The following is a 23,807-nucleotide window of genomic DNA, read 5'->3' as shown; positions in this document are numbered from 1 at the left end:
TAGATTTCCTCCTGCTGTAGCGCCAAATCGATTAGCTCCTCCAGCCGTTCTGCCGCCTCCTCGAGCTCGATCAAAACCTTCATCCGCTTGCCTACCAAATACGCTCATGCAGCACTGCATCGAAAGCGCCGTCGACGGAAACAAACGTGCTATGTTCCAGCCGCGTCTGGGCGGCAAGAAGTCGGTCCCACGGGTCGCGGTGGTCCCAGTCGAAGCTTGCAGCCAGCTCGGCATGCAGATCAGTGATGGCAAGGGTCTGCAAGCCGCTGGCTGTGACTGCGGCGCGCAACTCCTGTGGCTTCAGGTCAAGCTTTTTCAGCCGCATCTTGTTGTCGAGTTCGTAGAAGGAGACGGCGCTGACGAGGATGGTGTTGGCCTTGTCCTCGATCAGCGATCGAGCTCTCAGGGAGAGGCGGTCGCTGCCGATCGTCCACCAGTAGACGGCGTGGCTATCGAGTAGAACCTTCATTTGGAGGTGTCGCGGTTGCTGGATTTTCCCTGCCAGACGCCGACATCGTCGTTCCAGTCACCGGCGTCGATCGCGGTTTGTTCGGCGTCGACGTCGTCGAAAAGGTCGTCAGGCAGGCCACGCTGGCGCAAGAGCCCGAACGGGCGCTTGCCGCCGTCGGCCGGACCGATACGGGCGTAGACTTCATTGCCGCGCATGATGATGATTTCCTCGCCGTGGTTGGCGCGGTCGAGCACCTCGGCGAAATGCTTGCGGGCCTCGCTGATCTTGTACAGGGTCTGGGGCATCGCGATCTCCGGCTGTTTTGAGCGCTGAGAGAGAATATCATTGAGTCACAGGGCGTACAAGTAGAGTGTACGTTTCACTATCGATACTTGATACCTATCGATAGTGATGTCTCCTGCAAAGCGGCGTCCGGATGGCGGTAATTTAGAATGATTTAGCTTCCGTTTTGTGTATTTTGAGAAGCTAAATCAGATGGTTAAGGAACGGTAAAATCGCCGGAGCGATGGTAACCGGGGGGTAACCGGGGCAGATTTTGTGGCGGTGCTGATGAGATAGGCAAAAGCTCTATATGCGCAGCCTAGCACAGACGGGTTGAGTCGCGGAAGCACGGCGGGCATTGGGTCGAGGAGGGAGCAGTCTTGCGGCGTCGTGCACACATGTCGGTGGCATCGACGCTGAACCAAGGCAGTTCTTCTAGCCAGGGCCGTTTGTAAAGTGGAGAGGCGTGTTCAAGCCTTAGCCGCGACCAGAGTGGCCAGCGGCGGGATGGGCGGACCGTCGAGTTGCAGGCGGTCGCCGAGATAGTGCCAGAACGACAGGCCGAGCTTCCGGCAGGTTTTCATCAGCCCGAGCATGGTGTCGCGCGCCACGCGGCCCTCTCGGCTCATCGTGCCACCGGAGACCTTGCGCTTGGTGACGAAGCTGCGCAGATCGTTCTCCGACGCATTGGTGTGGAGCGGCGTTCCCGGTCGTTCCAGCGCCTTGAGCAGTTCGTCCTTGCGGCGAAACAGGCGCGCCAAAAGCTTGTCGAGATCCTCGTAACCGGTACTGAGCGAGAAGATGCGGTCGAAGCGTTTGTGGAACGCGGCAGCGAGCCCAGGCGGCGGCTTCCGTTTGACGCTCTTCAGCGCCCGGTAGAACTGCCACACGAGATCGCGCACCGTCTCGACCAGACGCACCTGCCGCGGCGTTGTCGGCATTAGCTTTTGCAGCAGCCGCTCCGCATGCACCCAACAGAGCGCATGGTTGCCGACCCGAAACTGGCCGGCGTCGTCGGAGACGATGACGGTATCACCGATGAGACCATGATGGCGGATCGATCCCCAGATGCCGGCTTCCGCCAGCACACGCACCGCCTGCCGGTCGAAGATGTCGATCCCCCTGGCAGCCAAATGCTCGAGGAACGGCACCTGGTTGCAGAAATGTTTTGGTTCATGGCTGCGGATTTTGGCGACCAGCGCCGGCTCGACGCGACGGCGATCGAGATAGTCGAAGGCGGCGTCGTTGAGGACATAGTCCTGATAGCTGCCTCTGAGCAGCGACAGGAAGTTCAGTCGGGACTTGGAGGGCGTGGTGCGGAAATTGGTGAACTGCGCCCCGCCGATCTGGGTCGTATGGAAATTGGCGCGCGCATGCCGGGCGCCGGTATCGTCGACGGTGATATAGGGTGCCGAAAGCAACCCGGCATGCAGTACCGCCGCATCCTCGGCGACAAAGCTGTCCAGCCCTTGGGTCATCAGCCGCACGACCTGGCGCTTGGAGACGTCGACGCCGACATCGTTGAGCAGCGTCGTCAGCCGCTCCATCGTCACCTGTCCTTGCGCGTGCAACATCAGGCAAAACCGTCGCAGGTTGGCGCCGTAGCTGCCGATGATTCCTGCAGGCAATGGCGCAAGCAGCATCTTGCCGTCCGGTGTCAGCCAGCACTCGCGCCGGTAATGAACGACCTCAGCCGAGATGATCAGGTCACGCACATGGCAGCTCTTGTAGCCCTTGAAACGGGAACCTGGAGGCGGCGTCATGCGGAGCACTTCCTCGCGGCTCACCCGTTTGATGTCGAGCTTCGGGCCGCGCGGCTTCTTCTTGGCTGCCGGCGGATCATCCTGTTTGAAATCCGTCGCCTTCTCCATGCCCGACGGGCGAAACGGCGGCCGCGGCGGCAGGTTCTTCAGTCTGGCGATCTCGTCGCGCAGTAGCTGGTTCTCCACCTTCAGGCGGGTGTTTTCCTGGCGCAGCGCTGCATTCTCTTCACGAAGCTCCGCGTTCTCGGCGCGAAGCTTCGTGACTTCTGCGGAGAGCTCCCTGACCTCACTGACCAGGCCCGTCACAAACGACCGCAACGCGTTCAGCGATAGCGTGTCGGCGTGCTCGGGTGAGGGGAGGCGCTTCTTCGGCATGACCGAAGCGAATCTGATTTGAGCTATGGCGGGAAATGGGTGACGAGGCCGATCAGGCGGCGCGATGGTCTGGGGTCGTCGTTTCGGCGACACCGTCGGTGAATTTGACGCCGGCGATGACCTTTGGCAACTGATTTTCGCCCTTCAGCCGGCGCCAGGTTTTGGTGGCGCTCATGACGAGCTTGAAGACCATGAGCCGTGCTGTGTTGTGGGACAGGCCTCCCTTGGTTCGCACCGTGCGGTGCCTGACGGTGGCGAAGACGCTTTCGATCGGGTTCGAGGTGCGCAGATGGTCCCAGTGTTCGGACGGGAAGTCGAAGAAGGTCAGCAATGCCTCGTGGTCCTTCGTCAGGCAGTTGACGGCCTTGGGATATTTGGCCTTGTATTTGTCGACGAAGACGGCGATCGCGACCTCGGCGGTTGCCCGATCCGGGGCATCGCGGACCTCCCTGAGATCGGCCTTCATGTTCGGCTGCACCGACTTCGGCACCTTGTTGAGGATGTTGAGGAGCTTGTGTTGGCAGCACCGTTGATGGCGGGTCGAAGGGAATATCTCCTCCAGCGCCTTCCAGAAGCCGAGCGCGCCGTCGCCCACGGCAATTTCTGGCGCAATCGAAGCCCGCGGGCCTTCAGCCCGACGAGCAGCTCGCGCCAGCTCTGGGTGCTTTCGCGCACGCCGACTTGAAAGCCGACAAGTTCCTTCTTGCCTTCCGGCGTCGCGCCGATGACGACCAGCATGCAAGCGGCATCGTCCTCCATGCGTGCCTGAAGATAGACCCCGTCGGCCCAGATGTAGACGTAGCGGCGGGCTGACAGGTCGCGGCGTTGCCAGCGATCATAGTCGGCCTGCCACTCCTCCTTCAGCCGGCCAATCACCGAGGGTGACAGGTTCGGCGCGTCTTTGCCGAGCAGCGCGGCAAGCGCCTCCTGGAAATCGCCGGTCGAGATGCCGCGCGGGTAAAGGACCGGCAGCAGGGCGTCGAGGCTCTTCGTGCGTCGTGCCCACTTCGGCAGGATCGCCGACGTGAAGGTGATGCGATCCTCGCCGCAAGTCTCCAAAGCCCGGTCGCGCAGCTTGACGCGGCGCACCGCAACCGGACCGATCCCCGTCTGGATCGTTCTTTCAGGCCCATGGCCGTGCCGCACCACCCGGTCCCGCCCATCGCTTAGGCGTTCGCTGGCCATGGCCGCAAGAAACGCCTCGGCTTCCGCCTCCACGGCCTGTGCCAGAAGCCGGCGGGCGCCTTCGCGTAGAACCGATGTCAGGGGATCATCGAGCGTCTCGGGATGCGGAAAGGAAACAACAGTGCTATCTGTCTTCATGGCGTATCGCTCTTTCATGAGGTTCTGGCAGGCTTGTCACCCGCCTCGATACGCCGCCCTCCTCAAACCGTCATCACCCAGTTTCCGTCATAGCTCATGAAAAGGAGCGAATCATCACATGGCTATCGAAAAAGAACTTCTGGACCAACTTCTTGCTGGTCGTGATCCATCCGATGTTTTCGGCAAGGACGGCTTGCTGGATGACCTGAAGAAGGCACTGTCGGAGCGTATTCTCAACGCCGAGCTTGATGAACATCTCGCCGTCGATCGCAGCGAAGGACCGTCGGGCAATCGGCGGAATGGATCTTCGAAAAAGACGGTGCTGACCGGTACCTCGAAGATGACGTTGACCATCCCGCGCGACCGGGCCGGTACGTTCGACCCGCAGCTGATCGCCAAATATCAGCGCCGCTTTCCCGATTTCGATGATAAGATCATTTCCATGTACGCGCGCGGCATGACGGTGCGGGAAATCCAGGGCCACCTCGAAGAAATCTACGGTATCGACGTGTCGCCGGACCTGATCTCGGCGGTGACCGACCAGGTTCTGGAGGCCGTTGGCGAGTGGCAAAACCGCCCGCTCGAGCTGTGCTATCCCCTCGTGTTCTTCGATGCCATCCGGGTCAAGATCCGGGACGAAGGCTTCGTTCGCAACAAGGCCGTTTATGTCGCGCTCGCAGTTCTGGCGGACGGCACAAAGGAAATCCTCGGGCTCTGGATCGAGCAGACCGAAGGGGCAAAGTTCTGGTTGCGCGTGATGAATGAGCTGAAAAGCCGTGGCTGCCAGGACATCCTGATCGCCGTGGTCGATGGCCTGAAGGGCTTTCCCGAAGCCATTACGGCCGTCTTCCCTCAGACGATCGTCCAGACCTGCATCGTCCACCTGATCCGGCATTCTCTGGAGTTCGTGTCCTACAAGGATCGCAAACCCGTCGTACCGGCGTTGAGAGCCATCTATCGTGCTCGAGATGCCGAGGCTGGAATGAAGGCGCTGGAGGCTTTCGAGGAAGGGTATTGGGGCCAGAAATACCCTGCCATCTCTCAAAGCTGGCGGCGCAATTGGGAACACGTTGTTCCCTTCTTCGCCTTCCCAGAGGGCGTCCGCCGCATCATCTACACGACGAACGCCATCGAGGCGTTGAACTCGAAACTTCGTCGGGCAGTGCGCTCGCGCGGCCATTTCCCGGGTGACGAAGCCGCGATGAAGCTGTTATATCTGGTCCTCAACAATGCGGCCGAGCAGTGGAAGCGCGCGCCGAGGGAGTGGATCAAGGCAAAGACACAGTTCGCCGTCATCTTCGGCGAGCGGTTCTTCAACTGATGAAACCGGCCCACCGCACAGAATTCCTGGCACTCCCCCGGCAGCTCGTCGGACACTCCGAGCGCCTGGGCCTCGCGTTTCAAGCTTGAACTCGGTCTGCACCATCAAGGCCAGCGCCTGATGGCCACAGCGGAAGTCCACCGGCCGCGTCGCGATCAGGATCGGTAATCGTTGGCCCGCGACGATCACGCCGTCCCTCGCATCGCACGCACCAAAGCTGCAACCCGATCAACCGGCACATCGCCGGGAACCCTCACCACGAAATCTGCGCCTATTTCTACCGTCACGATCTGTGAAGCGGCCGCGTCGGGATCCGGGATCGACAAAGCCTCGGTAGCCGTCTTCGGCTCCGTCGTAATCGCCAGTGGCACAAAGGCGGGTACGATAGGCCATCCGCAAAGGCCGGCACGGAGGTCATCAGTTCATCAGTTCGGCAGGCAGCGTCAGCAGACCCTGACGCGCCTGCCGTCGCCAGTCCGAAAGCTGATGCGCAGCGAGTTCATAAAGACGCGCAACGTCAGCGACCCGAACTCCAGGCTGAAGGCTCTCCGCCATAATCCGCGCCTTCACGGCGTCAGGCCATCGTCGGTTTCCACGACGAGGCTCAACAACATCGCATCGCCCGAAAAATCCATCACCGCCATCCGTCATGCCAAACCTCCAGCTGTCGCCGAACACTTTTTGGCAGAAAGGCAGAAACCTCAATGGTCACAAACACGCAAAATCAATGGGATGTAGGCGGCGCATACAGGACACATGCACGCACGCCGTTATCACTGGTCGTCGTTTACCGGCCCGCGGAATTGAAATGAAGGGGAGCGGAGGCAGCTTCGGCCGGCCCACTCTCGGAGTGATGCGTCGTTAAATGGGTACTCAGAACGGCTACCGCCGCCGGAGTCGAAGGTTCCCCTCATTCTTCGAGTAGAGCCTGCAGTCCTACAATGTTCGTGAGGGTGAGCCGACCATAGCCCACCTCGATGAGGCCATTGGCTGCGAGCCTGCGCAACGCCCTCCCCGCGGTCGGCCGAGTGACGTTGGTCATGACGGCAATCTCTTCTTGGCTGAAAGCGAGATCGATGCGGCCGGGGGCGTCCTTGGCAGGGCCACTACGCGCGCCGCCAAGGCGCAGGAGCGTCGCGATAAGGCGCTTGAGGTGGCTCGGAAGCATGGTATCGGCCACAGCCAGCACCGCCAACTCGAAAAGGTTCTGCTGCGGGATAAGGAAAAGCGACCAGAACCTGGGTTCGATCCGTACGATTTCGTGAATCGCCGCTCGCGACAGGAACAGGAGATCGCAGCATTCCGTGGCGATGGGGGTGACCAACCGCGGTCGGCCTGTGATGGTGGGACCTTCTCCGATCCATGTGCCCGGCCACAGCATGTGTACGAGATATGGGCCATGCTCACCCGCCGATGCCTAACCTTGAGGCTTCCGCCGACAAGCCCGTACATCCCGATGGAGTCGTCGCCCTCATAGTGCAACGTTTCCCTTGCCTTGATACGGCGTAGCTTGGCCCTGTCGAGCACGGCGCGCTGGAAGGCGGCGGGCGTCAGACTTAACCATCCGCCTTTAACGGCAATCTCTCCCGCTCCCTTCAGATTGAGCATTTTCCCCTAGTTCGATATTTTGAACACCTTGCTACGCGCAAAGGCTAGCCAAGGTTCAGTTAACTTGAGAGCAGCCCGCCATGTTAATCGCGATCCGTCTTATGTGGAGGCTCCTTCCATTTCGTGACAAGCCGCGAGATAGAATGCAGCCGTTATTCTGCCGCCGCGCACTAGTAGCCAGGAACTATCGCAGTTGCCACCCGGGGCGCGGTCTCCAATCTCGGAGTGATGATCAGAATGCTCAGAACCAGCGTAGCGAGTCCGCAGATGAGCATAATGAAGACCATGCCAGCTTTGTCCATGCGCTACTCAGCCGTCAAATGTGGGACACAACGTAGAAGATCAAAACTCTCAAAGAGTAATCCCTTCATAAGAAATCGTTATGAGCAAATCAGATGTGCGCGTTTGACGATAGGGTGTGCCTGGAGTTGCCCCATAAAAACCGGACAGGATCAGGTTTCTGTTTGACGGTTTAAGAACTCGCGCGGTGATCGATATCCCAATGCCTTGTGCGGGTTAAGCGTGTTGTAATGCTCGAACCATAGGGGCAGTTGGGCGATGACGGTTTCGGCGTCCGGAATGGGATTAACCGAGACGGAGTCGCGCTTGAAGGTTTTGACGAAGGCTTCCGCCATTCCCTTCTTTCAAGTCCAGGACTGCAGTTCGTACTGACACTCAAGCCCGCATAGAGTTCGAGGTTACGCACCCGTTCCATCCGTGGCGCGGACAGCGCTTCGTGCTGTCGACACGCAAACAGAACTGGGGCGAAGACCGCGTCATGTTCTACGACGCCCAAGGACGGTTGCGTTCGCTTCCGGCCTCGTGGACCGATGTCAATGAGGCCGACTTGTTCAGTCAGGTTGCTGCAGGTCGGTCCTTCTCCCGCCCAGACGATCTGTCGGCGCTGGCGTCGTTGATTGATCGCATTAAGCGCCGCCAGGAAGAATGACGAAGCGTCAAGTAAATTACGCCGCATATGTAAGCCTAATTATGCCGAGACGCGATGTCATTGATCGTCCTAGCAATAGGTAAGGCTCGATGTTACATGGGTTTCGGCGGTATTTGAGATATAATTTGATTGACGTGTGAGCAAAGGGCGGCATAATTTGCATTACACAGGGAGGCTCCCATGACCAAAGAAAGCAAGCCCGATCGCCTGCGCCAGATGGGCGCTCTGAACCCCAAGCCCGAGGGCGTCCGCGCCCCCTGGTTTCGGGAAGCAGGTTTCTTTGATCCGCTCGATCTCGTGCAAGTGAAGTATGAGATGCTTCGGCACGCCCGCGAAGACGGCACCAACAAAGCGGATGCGGCCGCGCTTTTCGGGCTGTCTCGGCAGACCTACTATCAAGCGGAGGCCGCGTTCGAGCGCGATGGCATGTCCGGCCTCTTGCCGCGCACCCGCGGGCCGAAGTCAGCCCACAAGCTTACTGGCGAGGTGATGCGTCTCGTCGAGGAGCATCTCGATGCGAACGGCCAACTGCAGGCCCGTTCTCTGGCGGACCTAGTGCATGCGAGACTGGGCATCAGCGTCCATCCTCGCAGCATCGAACGCGCGGTGGCGCGTAAAAAAAAACGATGAAGAGCCGACGCACGCAATCGCCATGTCGGAGAACGGCAAGGATGTTTACGAAGCGCTCCGCGCCGATGTTATTTGCGGTACGGCTTGCGCGAGGCGCATGGGCGCCATCGTCTTCCACGGACTGTGGCGCGGCCTGGCAGTACTGATCGCACCACATCAATCCGCGATAGCGCGACAGCAGTCGACGCCTCGGCTCAAGACAACTTCACTGGTCGCGCACGATCGCCAGCTCGTGCACATGCTCGCCAATATGGTGCTGGCAGCAGAGACAGGAGGAAGCCATGTCTACTGATAATGCCATGAAGATTAGCGCCGATCACCTGCGGCGCGATGCGTTTCTCTACGTCCGCCAGTCCTCCCTTCGTCAGGTGTTTGAGAACACCGAGAGCACGAAGCGGCAATATGCACTGCGGGACCGCGCGGTGGCGCTGGGTTGGCCGATTGAGCGTGTCCACGTCATCGACAACGACCTCGGCCTTTCCGGTGCACAGTCGCAGGACCGCGACGGATTTCAGCGCTTGGTGAGCGAGGTCGCGATGGGGCTGGAAGTGTCTCGCCTGGCTCGCAACAATGCGGACTGGCATCGCCTTCTGGAACTGGCCGCCATGTCGCGCACGCTCATCATGGACGAAGATGGCGTTTACGACGCGGCGTCGTTCAACGATCGTATGCTGCTCGGCCTGAAGGGCACGATGAGCGAGGCCGAACTGCACATCCTGAAGTCTCGACTGCAAGGCGGCATTCTCAACAAGGCGCGTCGTGGCGAGCTCGAGTTGCCGTTGCCGATCGGACTGGTCTACACGCCTGATATGCGCGTGGTGCTCGATCCGGATCGCCAGATCCAGGACACGGTGCGCATGCTGTTCGATACCTTCCGGGAGGTGGGCACAGCCTGTGCGGTCGTGCGCCGCCTGCGCAGCGAGAAGATCCTGTTTCCCCGTCGTATCCGTCGCGGCATCGGCAAGGGCGACGTGCTGTGGAGCGCGATCGACCATTCTCGCGTGATCCAGATTTTGCACAATCCACGATACGCTGGTGCTTTCGCATACGGACGCACCCGCACGGTCTACAATGCCAAGCTTAAGTCCGTACAGCAGAAGATGCCGAGGTCCGACTGGCAGGTGCTCATTCCTCAAGCCCATGAAGGCTACATCTCGTGGGACGAGTTCGAGCGCAATCAAACAAGTCTCGAACAAAATGCAGTCGGGTTTTCTCCGGGCCTGCGGGGTCGTATGCCTCGCCAGGGCAACGGCTTATTGCAAGGAAGAGTTCTGTGCGGTCGTTGCGGCGCTCGCATGCGGGTCCATTACGAACAGTTCGAGGGCAAGCTTCGTCCCTATTACATCTGCAACGAGGCCGTCGTGCGCCACGCGGGCAAGGCTTGCCAATGGGCAAGAGGACCAGCGATCGATGAAGCGGTCAGCGCGTTGCTGTTCGAAGCAATGGCACCCACGGCGATAGAGGTCGCACTTGCGGTGCAGGAGGAGATCTCGCAACGTGTCGAACAAGCTGCCTCGCTGCGCGACAAGCAGTTACAGCGCGCCCGGTATGAGGCTGAACTCGCACGCCGCCGCTATCTGAAGGTCGATCCCGACAATCGCTTGGTTGCCGACGCACTCGAAGCGGACTGGAATGGCAAGGAGCTATGACGGAAACTGGGTGATGACGGTTTGATGAGGGCGGCGTATCGAGGCGGGTGACAAGCCTGCCAGAACCTCATGAAAGAGCGATACGCCATGAAGACAGATAGCACTGTTGTTTCCTTTCCGCATCCCGAGACGCTCGATGATCCCCTGACATCGGTTCTACGCGAAGGCGCGCGCCGGCTTCTGGCACAGGCCGTGGAGGCGGAAGCCGAGGCGTTTCTTGCGGCCATGGCCAGCGAACGCCTGAGCGATGGGCGGGACCGGGTGGTGCGGCACGGCCATGGGCCTGAAAGAACGATCCAGACGGGGATCGGTCCGGTTGCGGTGCGCCGCGTCAAGCTGCGCGACCGGGCTTTGGAGACTTGCGGCGAGGATCGCATCACCTTCACGTCGGCGATCCTGCCGAAGTGGGCACGACGCACGAAGAGCCTCGACGCCCTGCTGCCGGTCCTTTACCTGCGCGGCATCTCGACCGGCGATTTCCAGGAGGCGCTTGCCGCCTTACTCGGCAAGGACGCACCGAACCTGTCCCCCTCGGTGATTGGCCGGCTGAAGGAGGAGTGGCAGGCCGACTATGATCGCTGGCAACGCCGCGACCTGTCAGCCCGCCGCTACGTCTACATCTGGGCCGATGGGGTCTATCTTCAGGCACGCATGGAGGACGATGCCGCTTGCATGCTGGTCGTCATCGGCGCGACGCCGGAAGGCAAGAAGGAACTTGTCGGCTTTCAAGTCGGCGTGCGCGAAAGCACCCAGAGCTGGCGCGAGCTGCTCGTCGGGCTGAAGGCCCGCGGGCTTTCGATTGCGCCAGAAATTGCCGTGGGCGACGGCGCGCTCGGCTTCTGGAAGGCGCTGGAGGAGATATTCCCTTCGACCCGCCATCAACGGTGCTGGCAACACAAGCTCCTCAACATCCTCAACAAGGTGCCGAAGTCGGTGCAGCCGAACATGAAGGCCGATCTCAGGGAGGTCCGCGATGCCCCGGATCGGGCAACCGCCGAGGTCGCGATCGCCGTCTTCGTCGACAAATACAAGGCCAAATATCCCAAGGCCGTCAACTGCCTGACGAAGGACCACGAGGCATTGCTGACCTTCTTCGACTTCCCGGCCGAACACTGGGACCATCTGCGCACCTCGAACCCGATCGAAAGCGTCTTCGCCACCGTCAGGCACCGCACGGTGCGAACCAAGGGAGGCCTGTCCCACAACACAGCACGGCTCATGGTCTTCAAGCTCGTCATGAGCGCCGCCAAAACCTGGCGCCGGCTGAAGGGCGAAAATCAGTTGCCAAAGGTCATCGCCCGCGTCAAATTTACCGACGGTGTCGCCGACTCGACGACCCCAGACCATCGCGCCGCCTGATCGGCCTCGTCACCCATTTCCGACCATAGCTCCGGCGTCACGGCATCCAGCCGAACCAGTTGTTCAATTGGCGCAAGCTTGCAGCGCAGGGAGCCTTCACCGCAACCGCATCGCAGGAAGACGTCGTTCCGGCATCCGAATATCGAGCCCTTCAGAACCAGGTCAAGGAACTGCAGCGCCTGTTGGGCAAGAAGACGATGGAAGGCGAAATCCTCAAGGAAGCGCTTGAGATCGCCACCGGCCCAAAAAAACACCTGTTGCGCTCGCTGTCATTGCCGAAGGGCAGTTCGCGATGACGGCGGTGCGATTTTCCTTGTCTCAGTCTGGGGGTGCACTCCACTGTCCGCGATTTAGTGAAACGACTGTCCGGGATTTACCGGAATCGCTGTCCCGTTAATCCGAAATCCGCACCACACCGTGGATAGCGGGGATCGGACCGCTTTCAACGATCTTCGCCAGCGCCTGCCGTTGCGCGTCGTTCAGCTTCGCGCGTCCACCCGGCGCTTTTCCGTTGATCAGTCCATCGGGACCGCGCTCGTTAAACCGCACGACCCAGTCGCGGACGATCTGCACCGTCACGCTGCCGAGGCGAGCGAGCCGCCGTCGTAGATCGACGCCAGCGCAAGCAAGCGCCGGGCTTGATCGGCATTCTTCGTTTGCCGAGCCAACTGCCGGAGCGCCAACCCATTAAAGTCCTGTCGCAAAGATATCGCTGAACCCACCGCAAACCTCCTGTTTGCAGCATCGATTCAGATTCGAAGCCCAAAAGGAATCCCACGAGAGTCAGAAATCGCGCTCGTTGGTATTAGACGGCTTCTGGATACATCGCGTGCTGGAGGCTCACGGCATCGAGAGTTACGTCGTCGACGCAGCTTCGATAGCGACCTCCCGTCGACGTCGGCGTGCGAAGACCGACAAGATCGATGGAGAGGCTCTGACGCGCACATTGCTCGCGTTCAAGCGCGGCGAGCCACGTGTATGTGCGATGGTCAGAGCACCAGATCCGAAGGACGAAGATCGGCGTCGGATTTGCCGGGAACGCAAAGTTTTGATTGCTGAACGGGTCAGGCATGTAAACCGAGTGAAGGGGCTACTCTTCGCTCAAGGCGTCAGCGGCTATCAACCGCTCCGTAAGGATCGCCGTAAACGGTTGGAGGAGCTCCAGACGGGAGATGGGCGCGAGTTACCGAAACACCTGAAGGCTCAGATCAATCGCGAACTCGACCGCCTCGAGTTGCTGCTAGAACAGATTGCTGCAGTGGAGAGCGAGCGTAATTCTCTCCTATCGACGTACGAGCAGCCAGCGGTTGAGGCAACTTCGCCCGCAGCGATGCTGCTATCCTTAAAGGGTGTTGGCGCTGAATTTGCCGCCGTTCTTTGGACCGAAGCACTGTCCCGGCATTTTGATAATCGGCGGCAGATTGCCGCCTATGCCGGGTTGACACCCACCCCATGGATGAGCGGGACGATTGATCATGAACAGGGTGTCTCAAAAGCAGGGAATCTGGAGGGTTATGTGAGGTCGCATCCGTCGTCGCGGCGAGCTCGAGCGACCTCACATAAGCCGGATTGAAGTAAGGCGCGGGTTGTTTGGCGCCGTTATGGGAATAGTAAAGCACGCCGCTTGATGACGATAGCGGATTCGTCGTGGACGGCAATCGCACCGCCGATTTTTGTGGTGATCTGGCGACCTTCGCGAGCAGCTTGCCGGACGATAGGAAGCGATTTTTGCGCTCTCAATGCACACTGTCGGTCTTTCGGTGTGGCCAGGGCCACGCGGTATCGCGCGCCGGCGCGGCGCTTGGTTTTGTGGGCATATGGGAGGGGGTGCGGATTGTCGGAGTTCATGATGTATCGCACCAGAAAGATGATGGCCGGGGCGGCGAAACAGGCGCAACAGTGATTCCTGTCCTACGCATGGGACGCCGGCAGTCAGGGCATTCGTGGGATTGCCCGGGCTGTGATTTGCCTGCCTGCGACCGCTCCCCTGCTGATGATGGTTGATCGAGGATCTGCCTGCAGAGGCCGATACGATCCCGTCGGTGGCTATTGGCGAGAAAGCCGAAGTGGCGCATGCGGTGGAAGCCGTCCGGGAGCACGTGTAGAAGAAAACGCCGGATGAACTCGTGCGGGTCAAGGCGCATGATCTTCTCGCGGTCGCGACCCTTGCCACGGTAATCCTTCCATCGGAAGGCAACGTGGTCATCATCGACCTCGACGATGCGGCTGTTGGCGATGGCAACACGATGGGTGTAGCGGTACGAGATAGGCGAGCACCTGGTCGGGGCCGCCGAACGGTGGCTTCGAATAGACGACCCATTCGACGCGGCGCGCACGCGCGAGATGGCGGGTGAACGCCTCGTCATCGTTGAGATGGCTGAGTTCGTTGGAGAAGCGGAGTTCACCGTGAGCGAAGGCTCTAGCAAGGGCCGTCAGAAAGAGCCGCCGAAACAGCCGCGACAGTACGCGCACGGGCAGAAAGAAGCCCGGCCGGCATGCCACCCACCTAGCTCTGTCGGGCGAGAGACCGCCGCCGGGCACGACGCAATGAACATGGGGATGATGGGTCATGGCCTGGCCCCAGGTGTGAAGCACGGCGACGATGCCGATCTCGGCGCCCAGCCGCTTGGGATCGGCGGCAACGGTCTGCAGCGTCTGGGCCACGATGCGCATCAGCAATGCATAGACGACCGCCTTGTTGTGGAAAGCGATCTCGGCGATGCCCGGTGGGAGCGTGAAGACCACATGAAAGTACGGGACCGGCAACAGATCGGCGACGCGTGCAGCGACCCACTCCTTGCGGGCCGCGCCTTCGCACTTCGGGCAATGGCGATTGCGGCAGGAATTATAGGAGATGCGGGTCCTGCCGCAATCGTCGCAGGCATCGACGTGACCGCCGAGCCTCGGCGTCCGGCAGGCTTCGATCGCGCCCATGACGCGTCGTTCGCCGCGGCCAAGATGACCGGCGTTCTCACGTCTGTAGGAGCTCCCATGTCGCCGAAAGATGTCGGCGACTTCGAAGGTGGGACGCAACCGATCACGATTCCGGCGGTGTCACCTCCAGTCGTAACCGATCGAGCGGACTGGCCGTCGACCGGATCGTGTCGGTAGAGACCTGCGTATAGCGCGCTGTCGTGGAGAGGTGGGCGTGACCGAGCAGGACCTGGATGATGCGGATATCGGTCCCGTTCTCGAGCAGGTGAGTGGCAAAGGAATGCCGCAACGTATGGACGGTGACGTGCTTGGAAAGACCCGCCGCCGCAACCGCCGAACGGCAGGCGGAATGCAGCACCGACGGCGCGATCGGCTTGTCTGGATCGCGCCCAGGAAACACAATGTCCTTGGGCCGCGCCAACCGCCAATAGCTGCGCAGGATCCCGAGCAGTTCCGGCGACAGCATGACGTAGCGGGCTTTGCCGCCTTTGCCACGCGTGATGTGGATCACCATCCTTGAGCTGTCGATATCGTTGGCGCGAAGACCACAGACCTCCGAAACCCTCAGGCCGGCGGCATAAGCCGTTGTCAGAGCCACCCGCGCCTTCAAGCTGGAGACGGCTTGCAGAAAGTCGACCACCTCGTCGCTCGAAAGAACAACCGGCAACTGGCGTGGCTCGCGCGCATACGGAATATGCTCCGGGATCGTATTCTGGCCGAGCGTCACGCCATAGAGGAACCGGAGGGCGCAGACGATCTGGTTCAATCCGGACCAGGAGATGCCCGTCGACACAAGGTGAACCTGGAAGGCGTGGACCTCGTCCAGGCCGAGCCGAGCCGGTGATCGGCCGAAATGGCGGCTAAACTTTGCGACTGCATAAAGATAGGATTGCTGCGTGGCCGGAGAAAGATTGCGGACCGTCATGTCCTCGATCATCCGGCGACGCAGAGGGCTCATCTCGGCCATCTGGATCTCCTGTCTGAAGGGTGGGTTTGCAACACCCAAATCCTCTCAGACAGGAGACATCTCTCAAAGAGGCCACCAATTGCCGCGACTAGCGGCTTAGTTCAATCCTCGGCTGCGCACCATGATGATTCAACTGTCGTGGCTGTGGCTACGCAATCAGCCAGCGTCAGCGCTCAGTCGTTGGTTTGTAAGCGCGTAGGGACCCCCACGTATCATTTGGTCCGCTGATCGGGGATTTTCTGCATGAATCATGCGGAGAATCCTATGAGCGACAGTGTGAATCAGCCGCGAACATTCGAGGTTTTGACGGCGGCGCCGGTGCGGGCGCGACGCAAGCCGCGCGACTGGCCGGACGAGGAGAAGGAGCGCCTGATCGCCGAGACGTTGTTGCCTGGCGCCAATGTCTCGGCGATCGCGCGTGCTGAGGGATTGGATCCTTCGCAGCTTTACGGATGGCGGCGCAAGGCACTGTCATCAGGCTTGGTTGCGCCCCTGACGGAAGCCGCGAAGGAGGAGGTCAAGTTCGCGCGCGTTGAGCCGGTGGCAAGCTCTACGGTGGAAATCGTCATCGGTGATGTCGTGGTGCGCGTCGCCGGCGATATCGAGTCGGATCACCTGGCGAAGATACTGCGGGCGGTCCGCAAGGCATGATCGCGTCCGGCGTCGTCGTTTACGTGTCGTGCCAGCCGGTCGACTTCCGCAAAGGTGCGGCATCCTTGATGGCTCTGGTCAGAGATGGCGGTCTCGACCCGTTCTTATGTGCCGGGCGAGATTATGTGGCGGTTCCGTCCCCGCGCCAGCCGAGGCCCGTCTAATCTGGAATTCTCCGCCACATAATATTTCGTGCCTCTTGGGATGGGTGCGGGATCCCCCCGCGCCGCTATTCGGAGGGACAACATGCTCGAGTTCTATTTCTCGTATCGTGGGGTGCTCAAGCGCCTGCGTAGTGGTGCGCTTGGTGGCGAGATGGATCGCCTCGCGGAGCATTTTTTCGCGCTCGGTTATAAGCGGGCGTCCGCCAAGATTTACCTGAGCCGGATTGCGCGTTTTAGCCAGTTTGCCTTGACGCGCTGTGGTCCGATGCCAATCCATCAAGATGTCATCGACAGCTATTTGGGCGCGTTTACCACTGATACTCCGCGCATTGGGGCAGTATCGGCTCTGGCACATGCTCGGCGAGTGGCTCCGGAGCGGTTCATTATTTCCGTTTCAAGTGAAGAGGATGATCCGGATGCTCCCCTTCTGGCCTCCTTTTCGGACTATCTGCGCAGGGTACGGGGCCTGGAGTCGAAGACCCGCGAAGGCGTTCTTCTGGGCGGCCGCCGCTTTCTGGATTGGTTCCGCCATCGCCACCCCGGCCAAAGTCTTGAGGCGTTGACAGCTGAGCACGTGCTTGCTGCTGTCGAGCATCGGCTGTCGCTATCGGCGACCTCCGGCACCCGCACGGCAGCGACTTCTCACATTCGAACATTTCTTCGGTTCTTATGTTGGGCTGGCCACCATCACCAAGATCTTGCCCGCATCGTCCCGAGAACGCCGTATTGGCGTTTGGCGCATCTGCCGCCGCGCCTTGCATGGGGTGACGTTCGGCGCGCAATCGATGCGATCGGCCCAACGACGCCGGTCGCTATCCGCGATCGAGCCGTCCTGCTGCTGCTCGCCACCACGGGCATTCGCAACGGCGAGTTACGTGCCATTCGGCTGCAGGATATCGACTGGCGTACTGGCGAGGTTTTTATCCGGCGTACCAAGGGCAAGCGTGATCGGGTGGTGCCACTCCTCGAGGAGACCGGCGCGGCGCTCGTCGACTACATCCTGCGCGCTCGACCGAAGGTGGACAGTCCGTATCTGTTCCTGTCGTTCACGCCGCCGGTGGGAGCGTTCAAGTCTGCGGCGCCTGTTTCAAGGATCGTGAGGAAGCGGTTGCGGCATGGCGGGGTCGAACTCGGGCGGGTCGCCGGTGCACATCTCCTGCGCCACAGCCTCGCCACCCAGCTTGTCGGGCAGCGAAGGCCAATCAACGAGGTCGCCGATCTTCTTGGTCACCGGGGCATCAACACAACGGCGCTGTACGTGAAGGTTGCGGCCTCGCAGCTCGCCGAGGTCGCACTCCCCTTTCCGGGAGGCGCTGCATGACCGCCTTTTCCCGTTTCCTCGGCGAGAAGGTCGAGCGTTACATCGAACTGCGCCACTCACTCGGCTACTCTTTCAGCAAACAAGCCGGTACGTTGCGCGCTTTCGTCCGCTACGTTGAACGCACTCAATTCGATGCGCCCGCCACCCGGACGATGGCGCTGGACTTCGTCCTGTCGTTCGGCGGCGCCGCCAACAGCCGCGCTACTCGTCACGGCGTGCTCCGCCGCTTCTACGAGTATCTCGCCGTCTATGACGCCCAAACCGAAGCCTTGGAGCGCAGAGCCTTTCCTAGATCCAGGGCGATTCCACCTCCACGTATCCTCAGCGAGGCAGAGTTGGCGTCGCTCATCGACGCATGCACCCGCATTTCGCCAGGCATCCCCCTCAGGGGGCGGACGATGGCGACGCTGATCGGATTGTTGGCAAGTTCGGGACTGCGATCCGGCGAAGTGGTCAGGCTTGATCGTTCCGACGTCGATCTGACCAACGGGGTTCTTCTCATTCGGAAGACGAAGTTCCGCAAGGACCGTCTCGTTCCAGTTCACACGACGACCCAAACAGCGCTTCGCCGCTATGCCCGTGAGCGCGATGCCGCTTTTCCCAGTCCCAAGGACCAGGCCTTCTTCCTCAGCTCTCGTGGCAACCGCCTCTCGGCGACTGGCTTGCAAAGCGGATTTGCTCAGGTCCGCAAGTTCGCCGGCCTTGATGACGGCAAGCCGTTGCGGCCGCACGATCTTAGGCACCGGTTTGCCGTGACCCGCATGAGCCTTTGGCATCAACAACGCGCCAACGTCCAGGCGCTACTCCCGGTGCTCGCCACCTATCTCGGCCACGCCAACTACAGTGACACAGCCTACTACCTCACTGGCTCGGTGGAGCTTCTCGCCATGGCGGCGGAGCGCGCCTTCCTCGATGGAGGCGCAGCATGAATGAACACTTACTCCTGGCGCCGCTCTTGGAGTCCTACTTTCGCCGGCGCCTGACCAAGCAACGCAACGCGACTCCCGCGACCATGGCCAGCTATCGCGACGCCTTGCGCATGCTCATCCTCTTTGCCGCCACCCGGTTGCGGAAGAAGCCGGCGGCGTTGGTGCTCGAGGAGCTCGATCGAGACCTCATTCTCGCCTTTCTCGACGAACTCGAGGAGAAGCGGAACAACACCATCGCCACGCGCAACGCCCGCCTAGCGGCGATCCGATCGTTCTTCCACCATGTCGCAGCCGCCGATCCGGCGTCCTTCGGTGTCGCCCAACGCGTGCTGACGATTCCCATAAAACGAGCGCACATCGAGGTGACCCATCACCTCATCAAGGCCGAAGTGGACGCCCTCATTGAGGCGCCTAATCCAAGGACGCCCCGCGGTCGGCGTGACCGTGCGTTTTTACTGTTCCTGGCACGGACCGGCGCGCGGGTCTCCGAAGCTACCGGCGTCAACGCAAACGACCTTCAGTTGGAACGGTCGCACCCGCAAGTGCTGCTGCGCGGCAAAGGGCGCAGAGACCGCGTCATCCCCATTCCTCAGGATCTGGCGCGAGCACTGACAGCCTTGTTGGCCGAACACGGAATCGCGAACCACGAGCCGCGACCGATATTCGTCGGCGCCCGCAACGAGCGCTTGACGCGCTTCGGAGCAACCCACATCGTGCGGCGAGCGGTGGCCCAGGCCATGACCATCAGGCCGGCCTTGGCCCAAAAGCCTGTATCGCCGCACATCTTCCGACACTCACTGGCCATGAAGCTCCTCCAGTCGGGCGTTGACCTTCTGACGATCCAAGCCTGGCTCGGGCACGCACAGGTCGCTACAACCCATCGCTATGCCGCCGCCGATGTCGAGATGATGCGTAAAGGTCTCGAGAAGGCTGGAGTCGCCGGCGATCTTGGCGTCCGTTTCCGACCAAATGACGCCGTGCTGCAACTACTGAACAGCATTTGAGTATTATGTGGCGGAGAATTCCAGATTAGACGGGCCTCTATAGCGCGACATCGCAGATGACATAGCGAGCGACATCGCTGGTGACTGATTCTACGGCCACATTTAGGTAGTGACTGATCCGTTTCTTTTGATCAAGAGCGATGTCGCTGATCGATGTCGTGGAGCGACATCGGTCTGTTGATGCTGTGTTGGCTTTCATTTGTTTGATCGATGTCGCTGGCGCTGGTGGCCACTGTCGCTGAGTGCCGTTGCTCTGTGGCTGTTCGGCGTCGGAAGCTTTCGACATTCATCTCGAAGATGGTTGCATGGTGCACGAGCCTGTCGATGGCGGCGATGGTCATGGCTTTGTCGGGAAAGAGGCTATCCCAGGCTCCAAATGGCCGGTTTGCTGTAATCATGATGGATCGCCGTTCGTACCTGGCGGCAATGAGCTCGAACAGCACACTGGTCTCGGCTTGGTCCTTGTGAACGTAGGACAGGTCATCAAGGATGAGCAGATCGAATTTGTCGAGCTTGTCGATGGCGGCTGTCAATGCGAGTTCCTGCCGGGCCGTCTGGAGTTTTTGAACGAGATCGATGGTTCTCGTGAACAAAACCCGCAAGCCTTTTTCGACGAGAGCAGCACCGAGGGCCGCACTCAAGTGGGTCTTGCCTGATCCTGGCGGTCCAAACATAAGGATCGTGCCGCCTTTGGCGAGCCAGGCATCGCCTGCTGCCAGCGCCATGACATGAGCCTTTGAGATCATGGGAACGGCTGCGAAGTCGAAGCTGTCGAGGGTTTTTCCGGCTGGTAGCCGGGCCTCGGCGAGATGACGCTGGATGCGCCGTTGCACGCGCTCGGCCATCTCCAATTCGCAAAGCGTGGCCAACAGCCGTGCGGCCGGCCAGCCTTCGCGGTCGGCCCGTTGAGTGAGTTCAGACCAGAGGCGTGCGAAGGTGGGAAGCCGCAAGTTCGCCAGCATGAGCGGCAGTTTTGCGACATCGACGGATGAGGTGTTCATTGCATTGCTCCTGCTGTGAGAAGGCGGTCATAGTCGGCTGCTGTGGGCAGCACGACCTCGATGTCGGGGACGCTATTGCCGGCGACATCGAAGCGGGATTGCAAGGCGGCCAGATCGGGCAGCTTCCTTGCGTCGAGGATCATCTCCAATGCCAATGCGAGTTCGGCTTCGCATGCGCAGGAATGGGCAAGCCAGAGAAGGCCGACCATGGTTTTGCAGGCGGTGCGCTGATCGAGCCTCTTGTTCATGGCCTGCCAGGTCCGGGCAAAGGCGGCACGGGGAAACAACTGGTCGCGGTAAACGAGATTGGCCAGCGCTTGCGGCTTACGGCGAAGGCTGTGAATGACATGGCGGTAATCGACGACATGTGCGTGTTGGCCGCTCTTGCCACTGGACGGTGGACGTCCGCGCGGCAGGGTAAAGGCATGGCTGGATGCGAGATAACATTCCAGGCGATCGTCGTAGAGCCGGACCCGCAGGCGGTGGCCGATATAGGTGGAGGGGGCGGTATAGAAGACCCTGCGCAAGGTGAAGCCGCCAGACGACGTCACCACAACGACGGCATCATCGTAATCGGTGGTCTTGCGTTGCGGTAACGCCCTGAGATGATCCATCTCGACGGCCAGTTCCTGTCGGCGCAAGGCATTATGCCTGCTGATCTGCTCGGCGACGAAGCGGCGGTAGTCGTCGAGCGTGGCGAAGTCGTCCGAGCCGCGCAACAGCAACGCTTGTTCGAGCCTGTCCTTCAAATGACCATTGCGGCTTTCAATGCTGCCGTTTTCGTGGGCGACGCCGCGGTTGTTGCGGGTCGGCGTCATCTGGTAATGGGCGCAAAGTGCCTCGTAACGCCGGGTCAGGTCCTCTTGCGTCTCGTCGGCACGGTTGGTGAAAGCCGCCGACAACGAATCGCTGCGGTGCTCAATCGGACAAGCACCCAGGCTCCACAATGCGTTCTGCAGGCCGCTGGCCAGAGCAGTAAAACTCTCGCCGCCCAGAACGACTTCACCGTGTTCCCAGCCGCTGTAAACCAGAACGAAGTGGTACAGCCGATGGTCAAGTGGCACGCCGGCAATGGTCACGCCCAGCGACCGGCAGTCGGTAAAGTCTGACATGCCCTGGCGACCGGGTGGATGGTTCTGGCGGAAGATCACTTCCTGTTGCGGCCCATGGGCGGCTTTCCATTCCCGCACGCGCCGCTCAAGAGTGCGCCGTGCCGCTGTCAGCTCGCGCTCGGGGTAGCGCAGGCAAAGGTCACGCAGAATGGTCACCGGACGCAAGTTCGGCGCGCGCTCGAGAAGCGGAACCACCTCGCTTTCCCAGAGATCGGTGAAAGGATCGGGCCGAGCGCCGCCGTGGCCGCGTTGCGCCTTTTTCTCGGAGGGAAGGCGCGGGTCTTTGTCGAGCCGAAAGGCGGTGCTGGCGCTAAAGCCAGACATCGCCGCGGCGGTTTCCCGAGGATGTTTTTTGTTCAATCTCATATACAGTCTCGCTTGCTGATCCGTGATCGGTTTGCCTGGCATCCAGGTCCTCTTCCTCGCAGTTGAAGATCCAGGACTTAAGGCAATCGTCGCGGCCGAAGGCGCGGAAAAATCCGCGCCGCGCGGGGCCAACCTACGGACGGGCTACGCCCATCCTCCGGTCGGCCCCGCGCGTCACCAGCGATGTCGCTGAGTAGTCAAGTGCGATGTCGCGCAGCAATCTATCTGCGTGACGGCGTCGAGATCAGCCGATCGCTGATGGCCCAATGGATGGGGCATCTCGGCTTCGAACTGCAGATGCTGGCCGATTATATCCTGGAGAGGGTCAAGGAGGGCGAAAGGATCTTTGCCGACGAGACGACCCTGCCCACTCTTGCGCCCGGTTCGGGCAAAACCACCAAGGCCTGGCTTTGTTGAAGTGGACGGCTCCCAGCGGCATCGAATGTGCCAGAATGAGTTCGTTGAAATCTCAATCGAAGGAGACCGTCCGTGGAACAGATTATTCGAATTGGCATGGATACGTTAAAGAGCATTTTCCAGCTGCATGGCGTGAACGTAATTGAGCAACCAATCCTGCGCAGGAAGCTCTCGCGCAAGGAAATGCTGAAGTTCTTCGAGAAGACACCGCCAACAACTGTTGCGGTGGAAGCATGCGGTGGTTCGCATCACTGGGCCCGATTACTGGGGTCGTTTGGCCACCATGTGAAACTCATCGCCCCGCAGCTCGCCAAGCCCTATGTCAAGCGTGGCAAGAATGACGCTGCGGATGCCGAAGCATTGTGCGAGGCGATGAGCCGCCCGACCATGCGCTTCGTTCCGGTAAAGACAGCTAGTCAGCAGGCAGCCTTGATGTTGATCGGGGTCAGGCAAAGATTACTTCATAATCGCACGCAGCTGGCGAATGCCATTCGTGGATTTGCGATGGAGTTTGGCATCGTCGCGGCCAAGGGCATGTGCAGGATCGAACCGCTACTAGAGCGCCTAGCGGCAGATCAATCCCTGCCGGAACTGGCCCACGAACTCTTTGCCATGCATGGCGAGGAACATCGCGAGTTGATTTGCAAAATTGAAGCGATTGATGAAAAGCTGATGAAGTTGCATCATGCTGACGAGTGCAGCAAGCGCCTAGCGGAAATCCCCGGTGTCGGCCCCGTAGGGGCATCACTTCTGATGATGAAAACCCCAGATCCGCGGATGTTCAAATCGGGCCGCGACTTCGCAGCCTGGATTGGTCTCACACCGAAAGACCATTCGACTGCCGGAAAGGTGAGGCTTGGGGTGATCACTCGAGCCGGAGATGAAATGCTGCGAAGCGTACTGGTTGTCGGTGCAACATCTCTGCTTCAGCATGTCCGATCGGGTCGAAGCAGGCATGCCTCCCCATGGCTTCTTGGGCTTCTGCAACGAAAGAGACCAAAGCTGGTTGCCGTAGCGCTCGCCAATAAGATCGCTCGAATTGCATGGAAGCTGATGACTAGCGGAGAAACGTACCAGCGGGCCGAGCGACAGATACAAGCAGCTTAAGCGATTAGCCATCACGGGAAGCGGCGACAAAAGTGCTACCGTGTTGAGCTGATGCTGTGATCTTGCAAGAGAAGAGCAGATGATGCGATCGGACGATCCAAGACGTGTCAAACTCCGTTAGGTC

At 60.4% G+C, this 23,807-nt stretch carries 17 protein-coding genes and 9 pseudogenes; 14 read left to right on the top strand and 12 right to left on the bottom strand.

Going from position 1 to position 23,807, the window contains the following annotated elements:
* Window positions 1-91 precede the first annotated feature (91 nt).
* The 4 genes and pseudogenes from OVA00_RS11340 to OVA00_RS11325 form a co-directional block, all read right to left on the bottom strand.
* The gene (locus OVA00_RS11340) at window positions 92-469 is read right to left on the bottom strand and encodes a type II toxin-antitoxin system VapC family toxin (RefSeq protein WP_268088913.1); all 378 of its coding nucleotides are present in this window, start codon (window positions 467-469) and stop codon (window positions 92-94) included.
* Window positions 466-756 (bottom strand): type II toxin-antitoxin system Phd/YefM family antitoxin, encoded by a 291-nt coding sequence (locus OVA00_RS11335; RefSeq protein WP_176356511.1) that lies wholly within the window; start codon window positions 754-756, stop codon window positions 466-468. The genes OVA00_RS11340 and OVA00_RS11335 overlap by 4 nt, the downstream gene beginning before the upstream one ends.
* Before the next feature lie 447 nt (window positions 757-1,203).
* On the bottom strand, window positions 1,204-2,871 hold the full coding sequence (locus tag OVA00_RS11330) for an IS66 family transposase (protein WP_268088912.1): 1,668 nt from the start codon (window positions 2,869-2,871) through the stop codon (window positions 1,204-1,206).
* Window positions 2,872-2,923: 52 nt separating this feature from the next.
* Window positions 2,924-4,194: pseudogene (locus OVA00_RS11325) on the bottom strand (IS256 family transposase).
* Window positions 4,195-4,312: 118 nt separating this feature from the next.
* Here OVA00_RS11325 and OVA00_RS11320 point away from each other — a divergent pair.
* Complete coding sequence (locus tag OVA00_RS11320) at window positions 4,313-5,515, top strand: IS256 family transposase (protein ID WP_268088617.1); 1,203 nt, start codon at window positions 4,313-4,315, stop codon at window positions 5,513-5,515.
* 185 nt (window positions 5,516-5,700) lie between these two features.
* Here OVA00_RS11320 and tnpA read toward each other — a convergent pair.
* From tnpA to OVA00_RS11305, 3 genes and pseudogenes are all read right to left on the bottom strand, one after another.
* Window positions 5,701-6,166: pseudogene (tnpA, locus tag OVA00_RS11315) on the bottom strand (IS66-like element accessory protein TnpA).
* 259 nt (window positions 6,167-6,425) lie between these two features.
* Window positions 6,426-6,839 carry a Crp/Fnr family transcriptional regulator gene (locus OVA00_RS11310; protein ID WP_268088911.1) on the bottom strand — a complete coding sequence of 138 codons (414 nt, stop codon included), beginning with the start codon at window positions 6,837-6,839 and terminating at the stop codon, window positions 6,426-6,428.
* A 736-nt stretch (window positions 6,840-7,575) separates the two neighbouring features.
* A pseudogene (locus OVA00_RS11305) lies at window positions 7,576-7,761 on the bottom strand (integrase core domain-containing protein); the annotation flags it as partial.
* Window positions 7,762-7,859: 98 nt separating this feature from the next.
* Here OVA00_RS11305 and OVA00_RS11300 point away from each other — a divergent pair.
* The 6 genes and pseudogenes from OVA00_RS11300 to OVA00_RS11275 form a co-directional block, all read left to right on the top strand.
* A complete protein-coding gene (locus tag OVA00_RS11300; RefSeq protein ID WP_010875248.1) occupies window positions 7,860-8,072 on the top strand; it encodes a transposase in 213 nt (70 codons plus the stop codon).
* 180 nt (window positions 8,073-8,252) lie between these two features.
* Entirely contained in the window at window positions 8,253-8,702 is a 450-nt protein-coding gene (locus tag OVA00_RS11295) for a helix-turn-helix domain-containing protein (protein ID WP_018210163.1), read from the top strand.
* A gap of 22 nt (window positions 8,703-8,724) precedes the next feature.
* On the top strand, window positions 8,725-8,994 hold the full coding sequence (locus OVA00_RS11290) for a hypothetical protein (protein WP_013850832.1): 270 nt from the start codon (window positions 8,725-8,727) through the stop codon (window positions 8,992-8,994).
* Window positions 8,984-10,342, top strand: a pseudogene (locus OVA00_RS11285) (recombinase family protein); the annotation flags it as partial. The gene OVA00_RS11290 and the pseudogene OVA00_RS11285, both read left to right, overlap by 11 nt.
* Window positions 10,343-10,438: 96 nt before the next feature.
* Window positions 10,439-11,710, top strand: a complete 1,272-nt coding sequence (locus OVA00_RS11280; protein ID WP_268088969.1) for an IS256 family transposase — start codon at window positions 10,439-10,441, stop codon at window positions 11,708-11,710.
* Between the two features lie 32 nt (window positions 11,711-11,742).
* Window positions 11,743-12,014 (top strand): annotated as a pseudogene (locus tag OVA00_RS11275) (transposase); the annotation flags it as partial.
* Window positions 12,015-12,115: 101 nt separating this feature from the next.
* Here the strand turns inward: OVA00_RS11275 and OVA00_RS40020 are convergent.
* Window positions 12,116-12,432 (bottom strand): annotated as a pseudogene (locus tag OVA00_RS40020) (helix-turn-helix domain-containing protein); the annotation flags it as partial.
* A gap of 83 nt (window positions 12,433-12,515) precedes the next feature.
* Here OVA00_RS40020 and OVA00_RS11265 point away from each other — a divergent pair.
* Window positions 12,516-13,214 (top strand): annotated as a pseudogene (locus tag OVA00_RS11265) (IS110-like element ISRel9 family transposase); the annotation flags it as partial.
* 340 nt (window positions 13,215-13,554) lie between these two features.
* Here the strand turns inward: OVA00_RS11265 and OVA00_RS11260 are convergent.
* Both OVA00_RS11260 and OVA00_RS11255 read right to left on the bottom strand, forming a co-directional pair.
* Window positions 13,555-14,743, bottom strand: a pseudogene (locus OVA00_RS11260) (IS91 family transposase).
* Window positions 14,744-14,747: 4 nt separating this feature from the next.
* A complete protein-coding gene (locus OVA00_RS11255; protein WP_268088550.1) occupies window positions 14,748-15,611 on the bottom strand; it encodes a tyrosine-type recombinase/integrase in 864 nt (287 codons plus the stop codon).
* A gap of 264 nt (window positions 15,612-15,875) precedes the next feature.
* Here OVA00_RS11255 and OVA00_RS11250 point away from each other — a divergent pair, with 264 nt between their 5' ends.
* The 4 genes from OVA00_RS11250 to OVA00_RS11235 all read left to right on the top strand — a co-directional run bounded on the left by OVA00_RS11250 (window position 15,876) and on the right by OVA00_RS11235 (window position 19,680).
* Window positions 15,876-16,262, top strand: coding sequence for a transposase (locus tag OVA00_RS11250; RefSeq protein WP_060610999.1), 387 nt, complete (start codon window positions 15,876-15,878; stop codon window positions 16,260-16,262).
* 246 nt (window positions 16,263-16,508) lie between these two features.
* On the top strand, window positions 16,509-17,747 hold the full coding sequence (locus OVA00_RS11245; RefSeq protein ID WP_268088908.1) for a site-specific integrase: 1,239 nt from the start codon (window positions 16,509-16,511) through the stop codon (window positions 17,745-17,747).
* Window positions 17,744-18,676: a tyrosine-type recombinase/integrase gene (locus tag OVA00_RS11240; RefSeq protein WP_268088907.1), complete on the top strand. Its 933-nt coding sequence runs from the start codon at window positions 17,744-17,746 to the stop codon at window positions 18,674-18,676. The genes OVA00_RS11245 and OVA00_RS11240 overlap by 4 nt, the downstream gene beginning before the upstream one ends.
* On the top strand, window positions 18,673-19,680 hold the full coding sequence (locus OVA00_RS11235; protein WP_268088906.1) for a tyrosine-type recombinase/integrase: 1,008 nt from the start codon (window positions 18,673-18,675) through the stop codon (window positions 19,678-19,680). Before OVA00_RS11240 ends, OVA00_RS11235 begins: the two co-directional genes overlap by 4 nt.
* Before the next feature lie 131 nt (window positions 19,681-19,811).
* Here OVA00_RS11235 and istB read toward each other — a convergent pair whose 3' ends face one another.
* Together istB and istA are read right to left on the bottom strand one after the other, a co-directional pair.
* Window positions 19,812-20,681 (bottom strand): IS21-like element helper ATPase IstB, encoded by an 870-nt coding sequence (gene istB, locus OVA00_RS11230; protein ID WP_268088741.1) that lies wholly within the window; start codon window positions 20,679-20,681, stop codon window positions 19,812-19,814.
* Complete coding sequence (gene istA / locus OVA00_RS11225; protein WP_442780493.1) at window positions 20,678-22,201, bottom strand: IS21 family transposase; 1,524 nt, start codon at window positions 22,199-22,201, stop codon at window positions 20,678-20,680. The genes istB and istA overlap by 4 nt, the downstream gene beginning before the upstream one ends.
* Window positions 22,202-22,375: 174 nt before the next feature.
* Here istA and OVA00_RS11220 point away from each other — a divergent pair.
* Both OVA00_RS11220 and OVA00_RS11215 read left to right on the top strand, forming a co-directional pair.
* A pseudogene (locus tag OVA00_RS11220) lies at window positions 22,376-22,570 on the top strand (IS66 family transposase); the annotation flags it as partial.
* A gap of 78 nt (window positions 22,571-22,648) precedes the next feature.
* Window positions 22,649-23,683: an IS110 family transposase gene (locus OVA00_RS11215; protein ID WP_268088904.1), complete on the top strand. Its 1,035-nt coding sequence runs from the start codon at window positions 22,649-22,651 to the stop codon at window positions 23,681-23,683.
* Window positions 23,684-23,807 lie beyond the last annotated feature (124 nt).

The sequence above is a fragment of the Ensifer sp. SL37 genome, assembly GCF_026672675.1.
Lineage (GTDB): Bacteria > Pseudomonadota > Alphaproteobacteria > Rhizobiales > Rhizobiaceae > Ensifer > Ensifer adhaerens.
This window is presented reverse-complemented; position numbering and strand designations above follow the sequence as displayed.